This window comes from Dongia sp. (assembly GCF_041905885.1).
GTDB lineage: Bacteria > Pseudomonadota > Alphaproteobacteria > Dongiales > Dongiaceae > Dongia.
This window is the reverse complement of the sequence record NZ_JAYRKD010000007.1, coordinates 159557-176288: the sequence shown is the minus strand read 5'-3', so window position 1 is coordinate 176288 and position 16732 is coordinate 159557. Positions and strand designations below refer to the sequence as shown.

Genomic DNA, 16732 nt, shown 5'->3' with positions numbered 1-16732 from the left:
TCCTTCAACTGCGGCGCTTTGCGGCGGCGGCATCCGGCTCGGCTTCCGCCTCGCGCTGTTCGCCGCGGACCTGGCGGGCAACCGCGACCCGCGCCCGCGCCAACCTGCTCATCACCGTGCCCAGAGGCACGCCCAAGACATCGGCCGCGGCCTCGTAGGTCAACCCTTCCACCGTCACCAGCAGCAGCACCTCGCGCTGGGCCTCGGGCAGTCCCGCGATCGCGGCGCGCGCGGCGGCCAGCTCATCGCGCACCTCGATCTCGCGACCGAGCGAATGGTCGGCGATCTCCACGAGCGCCTCGGGATCGCTCCGCACCAGCCGGTTCCACGCGGACTTGCCGCGGTCCAGCCAAAGATTGCGGATGATGCGGAACATCCAGCTGTCCAATCGGGTCCCCGGTTCCCATTGATGGTACCGTTCCAGAGCCCGCAGGCACGCTGTCTGCACGACGTCGTCGCCCTCCTGCACCGAGCCGGTGAGGCCGGCGGCGAACCGGCGCAATCTGGGGAGCAATGCCACGATGTCGCGACCCATCTGCGACCGCTCGTCGTTGCGATCGAAGTTGGCGGCATTCGTCTCCGGCTTTTCGCTCATAGAACGACCAGTGTAGACCCTTATTCCCCGCCTCAGGAGCGCGCTGAGACTATTGTCGGTTTTCCTCAAGGACGGGTAAAGGGCGCTCCCAGACTCGGCTAACAACCGGCTGTGAGCTTCTGTTCCCGAAGGGCGCGGTTTAGGGGTCATGGCGGCTGGGCTCAGCGCGCGATCCGAGTTCCGGCCGAAACTCGGCCGGATTCGATGTATTTGATACAAATCATGTGGAAAACTCTGTTTCCCCAATTGCTTGCCGCTTGCCACGAAGGCCACTGCGGAGAGAACGACGGACTTCGTCCGCTATTCCCAAATGGGGTATCGCCCGACACGCGGCCGGGTGTGAGGCCGCGCGGTTTGGCTCACCGCGCGGCGGGTAGGCGTCTGGAGGGGTGTTCTGGCGCGAGACGCGTCAGGTCTCAGTTGGTCCCGGCGGGCGGCACCACCGGCGCGACAACCCCGGATGGGTCGGTGCTGTCGTCGCCCGCATCGTGACCGGCCGCATCATCCGAACCGGTCGCATCCGCGGTGTCGTCGTCGCTGCGGTCGTCGCTGCCTTCATGCGACGACTCCGAGCCATCGTGGCTGTCCGCGTCATGGCCCGCACCGTCATGGCCGCTTGAGTCATGACCCTCGCCGCCGCCGTCGTGATCGCCGCCATCATGATCGCTGCCTTCGGCCAAGGCCTGGCCGCCGAGCGGGAAGGTTACCATCGCGCCACCCGCAACAGTCAAGCACAGCGCGGTGAGCGCGACCCGACCGAGACGGATGAGCGGCGTGGCTTCCTTGGATTTGAGAGAGATCATCCTGACAGTCTCCTGATTGTTGTCGTTGGGACTTGGCGCGCGTCCGAGACGGTCACGCGCGGCTCCCGGGCTCCTGCCGACACGACAAGGCCAGTTTGATTGTTCGCGCCCAACCTTAAGGCAGCCTGAAGCTCAGGATGGCGTGTTGTCGCAGGGAGTGCGGTTCAGCACCGCCGCCGGGAATTGATCTAGCGCAATTGCGGACGTGGCCTCAGAGCCGCTTGACCGCCGCCGCCACCGCCATGCCCAACTTCTGGTGCTCCGGCAGATCGAAGTGGATGCCGTCGATCTTGCTGCTGGCAATCACCGAACCGGCATCGAGGAAGTCGGCACCGAGCTTCGCGGCCACCGCCTGGTAATGCTGCGCGAAGGACTGCGACTTTGCCGCACCGCCGGCGAACATGTCGGCCAGACAGCCCACTTCCAGAATCGGCGGCGGCGCGATCAGCAGCACCTTGGCGCTCTGCCCGAAAGCGGCCAGCGCACTGCGCACGGTCTCGACCAGGATGCCGGCGCCGGCGGCGATGTCGGTGGCCGGCATGCCGAAGCGCGCCTTCAGGTCGTTGGTGCCGAGCGCGATCGTGACGACATCGATCGGCCGGTGGCTTTCCAGGCAGGGTGTCAAATAGGTAAGGCCGTTCTTGTAGATGCCTTCGATCGGATCATCGAGCACGGTGGTGCGCCCCGGCAGGCCCTCTTCAAGCACCCACCAATCGGCGCTGATGATCTGCCGCATGACGCTGACCCAGCGCTGGCCATGTCCGAAGCGGCGGTCGTCCTCGAGATGCTGCATCGGCGCGGTGCCGTAAGTGTTGGAATCGCCGTAGCAGAGAATCGTGCGCATGGCTCCCCTCGCCTTGCCTGGGATGGCGGCAGTATAGGCGATCGGCGATCCGGTCTCTACGGCGCGAAGGTGATGCCCCGGGTCGTCTTGGATTCCGGGGCCGCCTCCTTGCCGTGCACGTCGTCCTCGATCCAGGAGACGATCAGCACCACCTGGCGCTTGATCTTCGAGCGGCCGAGCGGCGGCGCGGACTCGCCGAGGAAGCGCCCATCCTTGGCGTCATAAGCCGTTGCGGCGAATTTCGCGACGCCCTGCTGTTCCTCGGATTTGTAGAGCGCCACCTGCGGCGTGCCGAGATCGCCAGCCAGCGGAATGGGAATATCGAAGCTGGGAATGCCGACCAGGGTCTCGCTCTTGTCGATCGAGAGCGCGCCGGAGCGGATCTCGATGATCGTGTCCGCATCCTTCTTCTCGGCGACCATGCGGGTGCCCTTCTTCAGCAGGCTGCTGCGGATCGCGGCGATCGCATACTTGCCGTCGAAGCCTTCGAAATTGGTCGCGTCGAGGAAGGCCCTCCGCTCCGGCCCGAGGTTGAGCACGATGCTATCGGCGGCGCGGTCCGCGGCCGTCGAGATCAGCAGCTGCTCAGTCGCGGTGCGTTGCGGCTCGGTCTCGCGGGTGGTGGTGCAGGCGGACAACAGCACGGCCAGCAGGGTCGCAAGCAGCGTCGTCTGGCAGACGGTCCAGGAACGGTACATCGGGCCTCGCGGAAAGGCTTCTGACAAGCGCGATGGCTCGATAACGGATCTTGTCCGAAATCGGTTGCTAATGCGGGTTGCGCTGTTGCGGGTCGTTGGCGAGCTCGATCGGTGCCCCGTGCGGCGTGGCGCGGGCCGCGCGGTCCCATTGATCGCGGCGCGTTGCGAGTTCGAGCCTGCTGGCCAGCGCTTTCGCCGCGACCAGCTTTTCCAGCGCGGCGAGCCAGTGCTGATAGTAGGTCTCGCCGGTATCGGGATCGCCGGCGGCCTGCGCGGTCTTGATCTCGACCGCGAGCGTCGCCGCCCATTCGCTCCAGGTGAAGGTGCCGCGTTCGTGCAGCGCCACCGCCATGGCGAAGGCCTGCGCCTCCCAGGGCTCGCGGAACACCGGCCCTTCCGCGTCGCGCGGCAGCTCCGGCAAGGCCCCGAGCAGGTCAGGCCGGTTCAAGATAGGGCTCCCAGAGATCGATCGCGACAGTGAGGCCCGGATCGGCATCCGCGCCCCAGAGCTCCGTCCCCTTGAAAACGACGGAGTAGATCCATTGCGGGTCTTCGCCTTTCCCATGCGCATTGGTATCGGGGAAGACGAAGCTGCCCTGCCGGCACTCGATCACGCCGAGCTTGGCGCGGGCGTAGCGCGGCAGCCTTGTATGCGTGGTCGGGTTGATGTTGAGCGTCCGCACCTTGTCGCCGGTCTTGAAACGCGGCGCGCGATCGAGCGGGCGGTCGCAGGGCCCGCCGCTCTTCAGCCGCGCCGGAACGTCGGCCGCCTTCAACGGCGGCTTGGTGGCTTTCGGTTGGGCGAGACTGCGGCCGGCCGCGAGTTCTTCCGGGCTGACCAGGCCGCGCGCGACCAGCAGCTTCAGCAGCGCCTTGGTCCAGATCTCGTAGTAGCTGGAGGAGAGATAGTCGGCCGGGTGCAGGGTCTCGCGCGCATGGCGGCTGATGTCGATGTTCCACTCGCCGAGCACGCCGGCGCAGAGCGTCACCCCCAGCGCGCGCTTCTCCCATTCGGCATGGAAGATCGGCTCGTTCTGCTCAGGCACGACCGGGCCGAAGCCCATCATGCCGCCCAGATCCTGCGCGCCGTTCATGACTTTGCTCCCGGCGCCAGCGCCAGGCCGGTGCCGATCATCGAATCCCGGGTGACCAGGTCGGCGAGCTTGTCCTCGCTCCAGCCTTCGGTGCCGGCGGGACGAAGCGGCAGGACCAGGTAGCGCAGCTCCGCGGTCGAATCCCAGACCCGGATCTCGGTTTCCTTCGGCAAGGCGACGCCGAAATCGGCGAGCACGCCCCGGGGATCGATCACCGCCTTGGCACGGTAGGGTGCGGCCTTGTACCAGACCGGCGGCAAACCCAGCACCGACCAGGGATAGCAGGAGCACAAGGTGCAGACGACGAGGTTGTGGCACCCCGGGTGATTTGGAAGAGGGGGCGTATTCTCGACGAGCCGCATATGCTCGCCCTGTCGCCCGGCGAAGCCGAGCTCCGCGATCGCCGCGGTGGCGTCCTCGCGCAGCCGCGAAAGATAGGTGGGATCGCTCCAGGCCCTGGCGACGACGCGGGCGCCGTTGCGCGGGCCGACCTTCGTCTCATAGGTCTCGACGATGGCGTCGATCGCCGCCGGATCGACGTAGCCCTTCTCGACCAGGATCGATTCCAGCGCCTTCACGCGCAAGGCGATCTCCGGCAGAGCGGAGCCGTCATCATGCCCGTGGTCGTGATGATCGTGGTCGTTCATGTGTAAATCCCCGGCGCGGGCCTGGAGTTTAATGCACAGCGCCGGGGCGAGACAATGGGAGGACCCGACTCATTCTCCAGTGTTCAGCGAGGGAACCCCGCCTTTGATCCCAGGTTGGTCCTGCAGTCCGGTTCGCAGGCCGGAAGTTTGAAGCCGTGGAGGCAGTATGCTCGGTACCATTCTACTCATCGTCTTGATCCTGTTGCTGATCGGCGCGATCCCCGCCTGGCCGCACAGCCGCGGCTGGGGCTACTACCCGAGTGGCGGCCTGGGACTGGTCCTCATCGTGATCGTGATCCTGTTGGCCACGGGACGTATCTGACGCCCTCAACTTCAGCGCCGGTTCGCCCGGCGTCTTTGCAGGAGGTTTGACATGACCAGGACACAGCGCAGCGCGCTCCTGGCCACGGCGCTCGCCTTTTGCGCCGTGACGGTTGCCGGTTGCGGCAGCCCCAGCCAGTATCCGCACAGCAAGGACAACAACGGACAGTCGCAGTCCTATTATCGCTCCAAGACCACCGCAGCGCCGACGGTCGCTTCGACCTTGCCGCCGTCCGGCACGACCACGGTGGTCGCGACCACGCAGCCGACGACCACCACGGTGCTGGTCCCGGCCCGATCGGCGACCACCACAACGGTGCTGGTGCCGGCGAACACGGTCAGCCCGTCGGTGACCACGGTGGGTTCGACCGTGCTGGTCCCGGCGCAGGTACCGGCCAGCACCGCCATCGCCGGCAGCGATGTCGACTTCATGGCGCGGGCCTCGCAGTTCAATGCGACCGAGATCGCGTTGTCACGCGTCGCCTATCAGCGGGCACAGTCGCCGGCGGTGCGCGAGTTCGCCATGCAGACCATCAACGACCACCGCCGCATGGCGGACGACCTCGACAGCATCGCGCTTCGCCGCAACGTCTCGCTGGCCTGGACGCCGAGCCCGGCCGGCAGCCGAGCGGCCGATGATCTCTCGCGGATGAGTGGTTACGACGTCGACCGCTACTATCTCGCCCAGATGATCGCCGACCATGACGCCGGCGCAGCGCTCTACGCCAGCCAGGGCAACCTGGCGACCGACGTGACCTTGCGCTCGACCGCGGGCGGCGATGCGGTGGATCTCCGGAACCGCCGCGACCAGGCGATCCGCCTGCAGGCCGGCATCGACTAACGCGGTGCCTATCGGCGGCCCGGGTGCTCAGCGCCCGGGCCGTTTCAATCTGTTACCCTAATCCCGTTGTCCAGCGCCTCCCGCGCGTGTTAGCTGCGGCGCAGGTATTTTGTGTCGTGGGCGCATTTTGAGACGGCTTTTTCACCCCCGCTGGCTGGCCGCCTTCGGCCTCGCCTCGGTGCTCGCTTCCTGCCAATGGCTGTCCGGCAGCTTCGTTCATGCGGCGGACGGCACAGGTGCCGTCGCGCCCCGCCATTCGTCCCGCGCGGTCGCGACCGTCGCCGGCATGCCGCCGGTGGTCGATCCGGATAATCTCTACAGCGAGATCGGCGCCAGTCGCCTGAGCCCGGCCGTCGCCGGCGCGCTCTACCGCATCTATGTGCCGGACCGGATCGCCGGCGATGTCACGGTGATCGATCCCAAGCTCATGAAGGTGGTCGGCCGCTTCCGCACCGGGGTGAACCCGCAGCATGTCGTTCCCTCGTGGGACATGCAGACGCTCTGGGTCGTGAACAACGCCGAGAAGCGGATGAACGGCAGCGTCACCCCGATCGACCCGAAGACCGCCAGGCCCGGCCGCAGCATCGCGGTCGATGATCCCTACAACATGTATTTCACGCCGGACGGCCGGTCGGCGATCGTGGTCGCCGAGGAGAGCCAGCGGCTCGACTTCCGCGATCCGCATACGATGGCGCTGCAATGGTCGCTTCCCACCCCGGGCTGTGCCGGAATCAACCATGCCGATTTCTCGATCGACGGCCGCTACGCGCTGTTCACCTGCGAATATGGCGGCGGCATCGCCAAGATCGACCTGCAGCAGCGCGTCGTGGTCGGCTATCTGACGCTGTCGAAGGAGAATGCCGTGAAGGAGAGCCAGGCCAGCGGCATCATCCCCGCAGCCTTCACCGATGCCGCGTCGCCAAGCGCGGTGGCCGGCTTCCCGACCTGCACCGCGGCCACGACCGGCATGCCGCAGGACATCCGCATCGCGCCGGACGGCCGCCTCTTCTATGTCGCCGACATGCTGGCCGACGGCGTCTACCTGGTCGATGGCGAGAGCTTCACCCAGGTCGGCTTCATCCCGACCGGGTGCGGCGCGCATGGCCTCTATCCCTCGCGGGATGGCACCAAGCTCTATGTCGCCAACCGCGGCTCGCACCGGGTCGAGGGCCGGAAGCATGGGCCGGGCAGCGTTTCGGTGCTCGACTTCGCGACCCGCCGGGTGGTGGCGACCTGGCGGATTCCCGGCGGCGGCAGCCCGGACATGGGCAACGTCTCGCCCGACGGCCGCTATCTCTGGCTCTCCGGGCGCTTCGACAACGTCGTCTATCGCTTCAACACGACTGACGGCAGCGTGAAGTCGATCGCGGTCGGCCGGGAGCCGCACGGTCTCGCGGTCTGGCCCCAACCCGGGCGCTATTCCCTCGGCCATACCGGCAATATGCGCTGAACCGGATGACGCCCTTGTGTTACAGAATGAGGGTGGACAATGCGGCTGCCGAGGCCGCATTTTCTGTGTCGGGAAGTCTCGGTTGCTCGGGGGAAGTCCGTTGAATCGTCGCCAATTTCTCGCCAGCTCGGCGGGCCTGATCGCCGCTGCGGCCGTTCAGCCTGCGCTGGCCAATGTGCCGGTGCCCTATAACTGGGACGCCATGCCGCCGGCGGACAATGCCAAGAATTACATCGACTGGATGACGGCCAACCGCGGCGAGGATCCGGCCTATCTCGCCGAGCATTGGAAGCGCTACCGCGTGCTGGTCGACAACAAGGACCTGAAGGACGACCGCAACGAGCGCGCCTTCCTGATGACGCCGCGCGAGAAGTTCGTGCGGCCGAACAACCTGAAGCGCGCCTATGCCAACGCCTTCCTCGACATCGGCTACGGCGTCACCATCTCCGGACCGCACCTGGTCGGGCGCATGACCACCTCGATCGACGTGCAGAAGGGCGAGAAGGTCCTGGAGATCGGCACCGGCTCCGGCTACCAGTCGGCCTATCTCTCGAATCTGACCGACAAGGTCTGGTCGATCGAGATCATCAAGCCGCTGGCCGAGCGCACCCGGGCAACCTATGACGAGCTGATCGCCGCGGGCTACAGCGAATACAAGTCGATCACCACCAAGAATGCTGACGGCTATTACGGCTGGGAAGAAGCCGGTCCCTTCGACAAGATCATCGTCACCTGCGGCATCGACCATGTGCCGCCGCCGCTCCTGCAGCAATTGAAGGACGGCGGCATCATGGTGATCCCAGTGGGTCCCCCGGGCGCGCAGCATGTGCTGAAGGTGATCAAGCAGAAGGCCGCCGACGGCACCATCACGGTCGCCCGATCGGATATATACAACGGCCGGATCGTGCCCTTCGTGCCCTTCACCGCCTTGGCCGGCGACAAGATCAAGGGCACGCATAACGGCGACGCGCCGCAGTGAGCCCATCTTGAACGGTGCGGATAAGGTTCCGCTGCCGGCCTATCTCGCGATCGGCCTGGTGGCGGGATCGGTCATTGCGCTGCAGATCTGCATCATGCGGATCTTCGCGGTCGGCAACTGGGTGCATTTCGGCTCGCTGGTGGTGAGCCTGGCTTTGCTCGGCTTCGGCCTGACCAGCGCCGTCATGTGCGCCGGCAAAGACTGGTTCGAGCGAAACTGGCGCCAAGTCGCCGCGCTCTCGCTGCTGGCCTTCGGGCCGCTGATGGTGGCGGCGAACCTGATCGCGCAGCAGATTCCCTTCAACGCGATCTTCCTGATCTCCGACCCGCAGCAGAAATGGTTGCTGCTGGCGAATTTCCTGCTGTATTTCACGCCCTTCCTGGCGGGTGCGCTGTTCATCGGCACGGTTCTGCTCCGCAGCCGCCGCGCCTTCGCCCGGGTCTATTTCGCCGATCTCGCCGGCTCCGGCCTCTGCGGACTCTCGGTGCTGGGTGCGATGTACTGGCTGCCGCCGGAGAATCTGATCGCGGCGCCGCTGGCACTCTGGGCGATCGGCGCGCTGCTCTGGTTCATCGGCCAGAATGAGCGCCGCTCGGTCGTCATGCTCGCTGTCTCGACGCTGATTGCCTTCGGCACGCATTTCCTGCTGCCCGGCTGGATCGACATCCCGAAGCTTTCCACGTCGGACTACAAGGGCGTCGCCTATGCCCGGAAGTTTCCGGACATGGCACGGGTCTATCACTCGATCTCGCCCTTCGGCGAGCTCGAGCTCTATTCCAGCTCCTATCTGCATTTCGCGCCCGGCCTCTCCGACAACGCCGCCTTCAACCTGCCGGAAATGCCGGCCAATGCCTATTGGGGGATGTATATCGACGGCGACGGGCCGATCGGCGTCATGCGCCAACTCCCGGAAGCACAGACCGCCTATTTCCGCTTCCTGCCGATGCACTACCCCTATGTGCTGAAGCCGGACGCCGATACCTTCGTCGCGCAGTTCGCCGGCGGAATTTCGACCGTGGTCGCGCTCCGCAGCGGCGCCAAGTCGGTGACCGTCGCCGAGGCGAACCCCGAGATCCGCAGCGCCTTCCTCGACCATCCGGCGCTGCGCGACTTCACCGGCGATCTGCTGCGCGACCCCAAGGTGACGGTGGTCGGCTATGACGGCAGGCTCTTCCTCGCCGGAACGAAGCAACGCTACGACGTCATCGACCTGAGCCTCGCCGATTCCGCCGGCCTCTCCAATCCCGGCGGCTTCGCCATCGTCGAGAAATACGGCTACACCGAGGAGGCTATGCGCACCTATATGCGCGCGCTTAAGCCCGGCGGCATCCTGTCGGTGACACTCTGGAACAAGGAGGATCCGCCGAAATCGGTGCTGCGGCTCTACGCCACCATGGTCGAAGCCGCGCGCAAGGCGGACACCACCAACCCCGAGAACGCGTTCTACGCGGTCTCCAGCTATCTCTCGACCACGACGGTGCTCTACAAGCGCGGCGGCTTCACGCCCGACGAGATCGCCAGGCTGCGCGAGACCACCCACGGCCTCTCCTTCGACGAGCTCTACTATCCCGGCATGGAGTTCGACGGCAGCGGCAGCGATGCGCTGCTCGGCGAATACCACGAGACGATCTTCGGACAAGGCACGCCGCAGGCCGATGCGGGCAGCGACGATCCGGCCGATACCACGCTCGACAATCTCGATGGTGACGCGGCGCCGCAGGTCCTGCCCGCCATCGCCATGGGGCGGTTGGCCTGGCACAGCCTGATCTTCGGCGGCTGGGACGAGGTCGCGCAGCGCTATGTCTTCGACATCCACCCGCTGACCAACGACCGGCCCTATTTCGCCGCCTATGAGAAAGCCGGCGATCTCATCAAGATCACCGACCGGCTGGAGCTGTTCCAGGACGACTGGGGCTATCTGCTGCTCTGGGCGACGCTCGGCGTCGCGGCGGCGGTGTCGCTGCTGCTGATCGCACTCCCCGTGCTGCTCGGCTGGCGCTCGATCTTCAGCCACAACCCGGGCAAGCTCGGCACCATCGTCTATTTCGCCTGCCTCGGGCTCGGCTACATCATGGTCGAGGTCGGCCTGATTGCGAAATTCATCGAGGCGCTCGGCAACGCCACCGTCTCCGCCGCGGTGCTGATCACCGGCATGCTGATCTTCTCCGGCTTGGGCAGCTTCGCCTCGGAGCGCATCCTCGAGCGCGGCCGCCGCATCATGCCGGTGATCTTCGTCGCGATCGGCATCCTGCTGATCGGCTATGGCACGCTGATCGATCCGGTGCTGGACTGGATCGGCATCCTGCCCTACGCAGCGCGGCTGCTGCTCTCGATGCTGCTGCTGGCGCCGCCCACTTTCCTGATGGGCTTCCCGATGCCAACCGCGATGACCACGCTGGGCCGGCTCGGCAAGGACCACATGTTTCTCTGGGCCTGGGGTATCAACGGCTGCTTCTCGGTGATCGGCGCGGCTTTGGTGCCGATCGTCGCGACCACCTTCGGCTTGAGCTGGGTGCTGGCCATCAGCGGCGCGGCCTATCTGCTGGCGCTGCCGTCCTTCTTCGCCGTGCTGTTGCCGGGACGCCCCGCCGCAATGGCGAGGGGCCCCTGAACATTAGAAGCGGAAGGTGGTGCCGATGGTGGTATTCAGCACGCCGTCGCCGACGTCGCGGTTGAAGGGAATGTCGTAGGCGACCTTCCAGTTGATGAATTCCCACTGCACGCCGGCTTCGGGGCCGGCGATGAAGTCATCGTGGAAGCCATCACCATAGAGGTAACCGAAGTTGCCGCCGACATAGAACATGTCGCCGAGATAGAAGTCCGGGCCGACCACGGTCCGGCCGCCCGGGCCGTCGTCATCGGTCTCGAAGTGATAGAAGCCCGCCTGCTCGACGCCGACGCTCATCCAGTCGATGGGCTTGTAGTCGAGGCTCAAGTTGAGGCCGACGAGCTGGCTGTGCGTCGCCTGCTGGTCGTGGAAGTTGTAGCCGTAGAAGAGACCCGGCGAGAAGCTCCAGAGCTTCTCTTCAGGTTCCGGCGGCGGTGGGGGCGGCGGAGTCTCGGCGACGGGCGCAGGCGCGGGTGCCGGTTCCGGCGCGGGCGGCGGTGGCGGGGCGGCGATCTGGATGTCGACCCGGCGATTCTGTGCCTCGCGGACGTTGTCGCCGGTCGGCACCGCGGGCTGGCTCTCGCCGACGGCAATGCCGTTGATGGACCCCGCCGGCACGCCCAAGCGGACCAACTCATTCGTCACGGCCGCCTCGCGCCGCTCCGAAAGCGCCTGGTTGTAGTCGGCGTTGCCAGCGGTGTCGGTGTGACCTTGCACCGAGATATTGGCCGAACCGGTGCGCTTGAACTCCTCCGCCGCGGCGGAGATGGTGGCCCTCGCGCCCGCATCGAGGGTCGACTGGTCGAAGGGGAAGAGCACGACGTAGTTGCCTTGCTGGGCCATGGCATGGCCACTCCAAACCAGGCAGACTGCTGCCGAGAAAAGCAGAGCGCGTTTCATGGGGTATATCTCCAACGCAATTGCGAACAGCCTCGACAGCTGCGGTCCCCCTTGAAAACTGTCACCCCTTCGAGCTGTGGCCGGGCAACGCAATGGGCTTCGAACCATCCGCATCGAGGCTCGATTAACGGCGATAAACTCCGCCCCGGCGCATAGGTTTCTTGTCGCGGGCATTAGTCGGATAATCCGGCGGCTTTAGGCTTGGCCGATCGCCTGGAAAAGGCCAGATTCCCGCTGAACAGATTGGATGATTAGATGACCATGCCGGCAGACGTAGTTCCGACCAGCGCCCTCTATCGCAAGCCTGCGGTCGAGAGCGGGGGTGGCGTGGTGGCGGCACAATCGCGCGACGCCGCCGCGGCCGGCGCGCGGATTCTCGCGGCCGGCGGCCACGCGGTGGATGCCGCAGTGGCGACGAGCCTAGCCTTGGGGGCGGTCGAACCTTGGATGAGTGGGCTGGGCGGCGGCGGCTTCGCCACCATCTGGGACGCGCAGCTAAGGGAGATCCGCTGCCTCGACTTCGGCATGGTGGCGCCGGCGGCGCTGGATCCCGCCGATTATCCGCTGACTGGCAAGCCAACCGCGGAAGGCTTTTTCGGCTGGCCGGGCGTGGTCGACGACCGGAACATCATGGGCCCGCACTCGATCGCGATCCCCGGCCTGCTGGCCGGACTGGGCCTCGCGCATAAGAGCTTCGGCCGATTGCCCTGGAGCGATCTTGTGCAGCCGGCGATCGCCCTGGCCGATCGCGGCCTGGCCCTCGATTGGTACGGCGCGCTCTCGATCCTGGTGGAGTCGAAGTTACTCGCGAAGTTCGACGAGACCCGCAAGACCTATCTCCCCGAGGGTCGCGTCCCCGTGCCGTTCGAGGCCGGCGCGCTCGGCTTCCTGAAACTCGGCCGGTTGCGCGAGACGCTGCGGCAGCTGGCGAGTGACGGCCCGGACGCGTTCTATGCCGGCGCCATCGGCCGGGCGCTGATAGAGGACCTGGGCGCAATGGGCTGCCGGCTCTCGCAAGCGGACTTGACGCAATACCAGGCGCGCTTCATCGACCCGGTCGAGATCGCCTATCGCGACGCGCGGGTCTTCGCACCGTCGGGGCTGACCGCGGGTCCGACACTCGCAGCCGTGCTCGAGGGATGGGCCAAGAACCTGGCGCCTGCGGGGCGCGCGCCGAAGGCGGAGCATTACCGCGGCTATGCCAGCGGCCTGGACCGGGCCTATCGCGACCGGCTGGCCAATATGGGCGAGCAGAAGTCGGAGCCGCGCGAGACCTGCACCAGCCATTTCAATGTCGTCGACAAGCAAGGAAACGTGGTCGCCTGGACCCAAACCCTGCTGTCGCGCTTCGGCTCCTTCGTGATGTCGCCTTCGACCGGCATCGTGATGAACAACGGCGTCATGTGGTTCGATCCGGTGCCGGGCAAGCCGAACTCGATCCGCGGCGGCGCCAAGCCGCTCTCCAACATGTGTCCGACGGTGGCGCTTTCGGAGCGTCTCGGCGCGGTCGGCTTCGGCGCCTCCGGCGGCCGCAAGATCATGCCGGCGGTCGCACAGATCCTGTCCTTCCTGGTGGATTTCGGCATGGATCTCGACGGCGCTTTTCACACGCCGCGGATCGATGTCTCGGGTCCGGGGGTTGCCCTGGTGGATCGCCGCCTGGGCCAAGACACGCTGGACGGAATCGCGCAAGCCATGACCGCCAGCTTCACCGATCTCGCGCCCTATCCGGCGCAATTCGCCAACCCGAGCGCGGTCCAGGCCGGGCCGGATCACCGCTTCCACGGCGCGACCGATCTCGCCTCGGCCTGGTCCGGTGTCGTATCCGAGACGGAGCTGCCGCAATGAGAATGATCGCCGCCGTCCTGATGCTGCTGGTCTTCGCCATGCCGACCGCGCGCGCCGATCCGCTGGCGGATGAGATCGCCCATCTGGTCGGCTTCGTCCGCCATTCGTCCTGCACCTTCATCCGCAACGGGTCGGAGTATTCCGGCGCCGAGGCCGCCGAACACATCCAGGCGAAATACGACTACTTCAAGAACGAGATTGCCTCGGTAGAGGACTTCATCGCGCGCGCCGCCAGCAAGAGCCTGATGAGCGGCAAGCCCTATCAGGTGCGCTGCGAAGGCCAGACCATCCCGGCCGCGGATTGGATCCGCGCCGAGGATGCGCGCTATCGGGCGCGGCAGAATTAGAGCGTCGGTCGATGCCGGCGCACGTATTCGCGCCAGACGGTGAAGAGACCGGCGCCGACCACGATCACCGAGCCGGCAACGATGTTCCAGGTCAACGATTCGCCGTAGAGCAGCACGCCGAAGAACGCCGCATAGACCAGCCCGAGATAGGTGATCGGTTGCGCAGCCGAAGCGTCCAGCAGCTCATAGGCGCGGATCACCAGGTAGTGACCGGTCATGCCGGTGATGCACAACACGCCCATCCAGAGCTTGTCCCAGCCTTCGAGGCTGGTCCAGAAAAACGGCCCGACCAGGGTCGCCGTGACCGCGCCGGCGACGCCGATATAGAAGAAGCTGGTCGCCGGGGTGTCGGTGCGGCTGACCAGCCGGGTCGCGATCAGGTAGGCCGCATACATGAAGCAGCAGAGCACCGGCAGCAGCAGCCAGGGATCGAGGAAGCCGCCGGCATCGGGCTTCAGGATCAGCAGCACCCCGATGAGACCCGCGACGACCGCCGACCAGCGGCGCCAGCCCACATGCTCGCCGAGGAAAGGGATCGACAGCACCGTGACCACCAGCGGCGTGGCCGCCAGGACCGCCGTCGAATGCACCAGGCCCGCCTTCCAGAAGGCGGTGATGACGATCATGATTTCCGTGGCCAGCAGGACGCCGCGCATGATCTGCAGCACCGGTCGCCTGGTGCTGGCCGCCGCCCGAAGGCCGCCGGGCTTCCGCGCCGCCAGCAGGATGCAGAAGGCGCCGAACGCCCAATACCGGAGCATGGTGATGAAGATCGGATGATAGTGATCGCCGAGATGCTTCGAGATCGCATCCTGGAAGGAGAAGATCGTGGTGGCGGCGAGGGCGAAGAGATAGCCGTGGGCTTTGGATGTCATTCCGGCTTTTTAGCCGCGCGACCGGAATGTGACCACCGCCGGGCGCGCGTGCGGCCTATGCCGAAATGGTGATGGTTTGGCCCTGTTGCGCGCGAAAATGCACTCAGGGCGCCATTCCCGCCTTGAAGACCCAGGCGGGAATGTCGCCGGAGTCACCCGGCCGGTCCTGCCAGGGCTTGTCCTGCGCCCCGAGTGCGCGCCCGGCGTCGAAGGCGGCGCGCATCTGCGCGGGATCGAAGGCCAAGGGATCGTTGCCGACATTCACCGCATCGGGAATCCCGACCATGTTGAAGTTGTAGCCGAGCAGCCGCGCCCCGAAATAGGACCGCGTCAGGGCGGTTTGCATCGATTGCTCCATCATCACGCTGATGGTGGTGGCGGCCACCGGCCCCAGCGCCCGGATCAGGGCCTGCGGCGGCGTCGTCACCTTGCCGTTGTCGATCAGATAGAGGTTGCCCGCGCCGTGGAGCGGCGGATTGGGCTTCTTCTGGCCGCCCATCCCCGGGATCACCAGGTTCGATCGCGCCGCGCCGTCGACGAAAAGATGACCGTCGATCTCCACCGGCGGGAAGACGATCGGGAAGGAAGCGGAGGCCAGCAGCACATCGCGATAGAGCTCCAGGTCGCCCGCCTTCGCGATCATCGTCATGTTCCACACCCAGGTCTGGGCGTAGTCGATGTTGGTCGTGCCCACCGCCAGCATGCGATTCTCATCATAGGCGGCGGCCACGCGCTGCAACGTCTCCGCGGTGATGTATTTGGCGATCATCGCGCGCAGCGGCGTCGTGTCCTTCAGCGAGTCGGCGGAGAGCAGACCGAGGATGCTCCGATCGGTGTAGATGTCGGCCGCGGTGATCTTGGTGTACATCTCCTCCAGGATCGCGTCGTCGGCCGGGGTGCCGAGGAAGGCATGGGTGGCCAGCAACGCGCCGGTGCTGACGCCGCCGACGGCATCGAACTGCGGCCGCTTCCCGCTCTCGCGCCAGCCAATCAGGAAGCCCGCGCCGAAGGCCCCGTTCTGGCCCCCGCCGGAAAGTGAAAGCAGGTTCAGCGCATGGCCGCGCTTGCGCTCGAGGTAGCGGATGAGATTGTCGCCCGGAACCTCCGCCACCTCGGCATAGATGCTCGACGGCCGGCTCGCATTGAGCGGATCCGCGCCATTGGGGAGCGTGGCATAGAGCGGCGCTTGCAGGGAAAGCGTCCGCTCGGCCGGCGACGAGCAGGCGCCGAGCCAGAACACCGCCAGGAAGACCAACCAGAACCTTTTGCGTGTCATGCGCCCCTCGACGGTCACAAGCCATTGTCAGACGGGAAGCTTAGGGCAAGTTCGCTGGATTCCGCATCTGACCCTTGGTCCATGGGTCGGCTGCCGGCCGGCCTTCTGGCGCGCCGGAACGGGTCGCTTGCCCAGGCCTTTGAAACAGGTTAGGCCTCGCGCGGGCGACAAACCCTTGAGGATAGCGCATGTTCGACCATGTCGTCATCGGCGTCAGCGACTACGCGGCGAGCAAGGCCTTTTTCCTGAAGGCGCTCGAACCGCTCGGTGTCGCGGTCGTCCAGGAAGGGCCGTTGGGCATCGAAATGAGCACCGACGGCAAATCCTCGCTCTGCCTGTTCCAGACCCAGGAGAAACCGGCCTATCTTCACCTCGCCTTCCGGGTGGAGAATCGCCGGCAGGTCGATGCCTTCCATCGGGCGGCGCTGGCGGCGGGCGGTAAGGATCATGGCGCGCCCGGCCTGCGCCCGCAGTATCATGAATACTACTACGCCGCTTTCGCGATCGGGCCGGACGGGCACAATATCGAAGCGGTCTGCCACGAACCCGAGGCCTGAGTGGGGAAGAAGCCGTGCATGGCAAGTCGCCTCTGGATCGCTCTACTGC

Annotated in this window: 18 protein-coding genes; 8 read left to right on the top strand and 10 right to left on the bottom strand. The window is 66.1% G+C overall.

The window, feature by feature from the left end; all coding sequences use genetic code 11:
• Positions 1-4: 4 nt before the first annotated feature.
• From ACH2CY_RS09725 to nthA, 7 genes are all read right to left on the bottom strand, one after another.
• Positions 5-595, bottom strand: coding sequence for an RNA polymerase sigma factor (locus tag ACH2CY_RS09725; RefSeq protein WP_395018520.1), 591 nt, complete (start codon positions 593-595; stop codon positions 5-7).
• A 416-nt stretch (positions 596-1011) separates the two neighbouring features.
• Complete coding sequence (locus tag ACH2CY_RS09720; protein WP_395018519.1) at positions 1012-1398, bottom strand: hypothetical protein; 387 nt, start codon at positions 1396-1398, stop codon at positions 1012-1014.
• Positions 1399-1609: 211 nt separating this feature from the next.
• Positions 1610-2242 carry an SGNH/GDSL hydrolase family protein gene (locus ACH2CY_RS09715; protein WP_395018517.1) on the bottom strand — a complete coding sequence of 211 codons (633 nt, stop codon included), beginning with the start codon at positions 2240-2242 and terminating at the stop codon, positions 1610-1612.
• A 56-nt stretch (positions 2243-2298) separates the two neighbouring features.
• Positions 2299-2940 carry a DUF6655 family protein gene (locus ACH2CY_RS09710; protein ID WP_395018515.1) on the bottom strand — a complete coding sequence of 214 codons (642 nt, stop codon included), beginning with the start codon at positions 2938-2940 and terminating at the stop codon, positions 2299-2301.
• 67 nt (positions 2941-3007) lie between these two features.
• Complete coding sequence (locus ACH2CY_RS09705) at positions 3008-3388, bottom strand: nitrile hydratase accessory protein (RefSeq protein WP_395018513.1); 381 nt, start codon at positions 3386-3388, stop codon at positions 3008-3010.
• Positions 3375-4034 (bottom strand): nitrile hydratase subunit beta, encoded by a 660-nt coding sequence (nthB, locus tag ACH2CY_RS09700; RefSeq protein ID WP_395018512.1) that lies wholly within the window; start codon positions 4032-4034, stop codon positions 3375-3377. The genes ACH2CY_RS09705 and nthB overlap by 14 nt, the downstream gene beginning before the upstream one ends.
• Complete coding sequence (gene nthA / locus ACH2CY_RS09695) at positions 4031-4681, bottom strand: nitrile hydratase subunit alpha (RefSeq protein ID WP_395018511.1); 651 nt, start codon at positions 4679-4681, stop codon at positions 4031-4033. The genes nthB and nthA overlap by 4 nt, the downstream gene beginning before the upstream one ends.
• 166 nt (positions 4682-4847) lie before the next feature.
• On the opposite strand from nthA, the gene ACH2CY_RS09690 reads away from it, so the two are divergent.
• The 5 genes from ACH2CY_RS09690 to ACH2CY_RS09670 all read left to right on the top strand — a co-directional run bounded on the left by ACH2CY_RS09690 (position 4848) and on the right by ACH2CY_RS09670 (position 10883).
• Positions 4848-5003: a DUF3309 family protein gene (locus ACH2CY_RS09690; protein ID WP_395018509.1), complete on the top strand. Its 156-nt coding sequence runs from the start codon at positions 4848-4850 to the stop codon at positions 5001-5003.
• 51 nt (positions 5004-5054) lie between these two features.
• Positions 5055-5843: a DUF4142 domain-containing protein gene (locus tag ACH2CY_RS09685; protein ID WP_395018507.1), complete on the top strand. Its 789-nt coding sequence runs from the start codon at positions 5055-5057 to the stop codon at positions 5841-5843.
• Positions 5844-6042: 199 nt separating this feature from the next.
• Positions 6043-7293 (top strand): YncE family protein, encoded by a 1251-nt coding sequence (locus tag ACH2CY_RS09680; protein WP_395018657.1) that lies wholly within the window; start codon positions 6043-6045, stop codon positions 7291-7293.
• 100 nt (positions 7294-7393) lie between these two features.
• Positions 7394-8272: a protein-L-isoaspartate O-methyltransferase gene (locus ACH2CY_RS09675; RefSeq protein ID WP_395018506.1), complete on the top strand. Its 879-nt coding sequence runs from the start codon at positions 7394-7396 to the stop codon at positions 8270-8272.
• A gap of 7 nt (positions 8273-8279) precedes the next feature.
• Positions 8280-10883, top strand: a complete 2604-nt coding sequence (locus ACH2CY_RS09670) for a hypothetical protein (RefSeq protein WP_395018504.1) — start codon at positions 8280-8282, stop codon at positions 10881-10883.
• 3 nt (positions 10884-10886) lie between these two features.
• Here ACH2CY_RS09670 and ACH2CY_RS09665 read toward each other — a convergent pair whose 3' ends face one another.
• A complete protein-coding gene (locus tag ACH2CY_RS09665; RefSeq protein WP_395018503.1) occupies positions 10887-11723 on the bottom strand; it encodes an OmpA family protein in 837 nt (278 codons plus the stop codon).
• Positions 11724-12035: 312 nt separating this feature from the next.
• Here ACH2CY_RS09665 and ACH2CY_RS09660 point away from each other — a divergent pair, with 312 nt between their 5' ends.
• Both ACH2CY_RS09660 and ACH2CY_RS09655 read left to right on the top strand, forming a co-directional pair.
• Positions 12036-13628 (top strand): gamma-glutamyltransferase, encoded by a 1593-nt coding sequence (locus ACH2CY_RS09660; RefSeq protein WP_395018501.1) that lies wholly within the window; start codon positions 12036-12038, stop codon positions 13626-13628.
• Positions 13625-13975, top strand: a complete 351-nt coding sequence (locus ACH2CY_RS09655) for a DUF5329 family protein (protein WP_395018500.1) — start codon at positions 13625-13627, stop codon at positions 13973-13975. Before ACH2CY_RS09660 ends, ACH2CY_RS09655 begins: the two co-directional genes overlap by 4 nt.
• Here ACH2CY_RS09655 and ACH2CY_RS09650 read toward each other — a convergent pair.
• Positions 13972-14850 carry a DMT family transporter gene (locus ACH2CY_RS09650; RefSeq protein WP_395018499.1) on the bottom strand — a complete coding sequence of 293 codons (879 nt, stop codon included), beginning with the start codon at positions 14848-14850 and terminating at the stop codon, positions 13972-13974. The two genes, ACH2CY_RS09655 and ACH2CY_RS09650, sit on opposite strands and share 4 nt — an antisense overlap.
• Before the next feature lie 103 nt (positions 14851-14953).
• Positions 14954-16126 (bottom strand): patatin-like phospholipase family protein, encoded by a 1173-nt coding sequence (locus tag ACH2CY_RS09645; protein WP_395018497.1) that lies wholly within the window; start codon positions 16124-16126, stop codon positions 14954-14956.
• A 188-nt stretch (positions 16127-16314) separates the two neighbouring features.
• Between ACH2CY_RS09645 and ACH2CY_RS09640 the strand changes: the two genes are divergently transcribed.
• Positions 16315-16683: a VOC family protein gene (locus tag ACH2CY_RS09640; RefSeq protein WP_395018496.1), complete on the top strand. Its 369-nt coding sequence runs from the start codon at positions 16315-16317 to the stop codon at positions 16681-16683.
• Positions 16684-16732 lie beyond the last annotated feature (49 nt).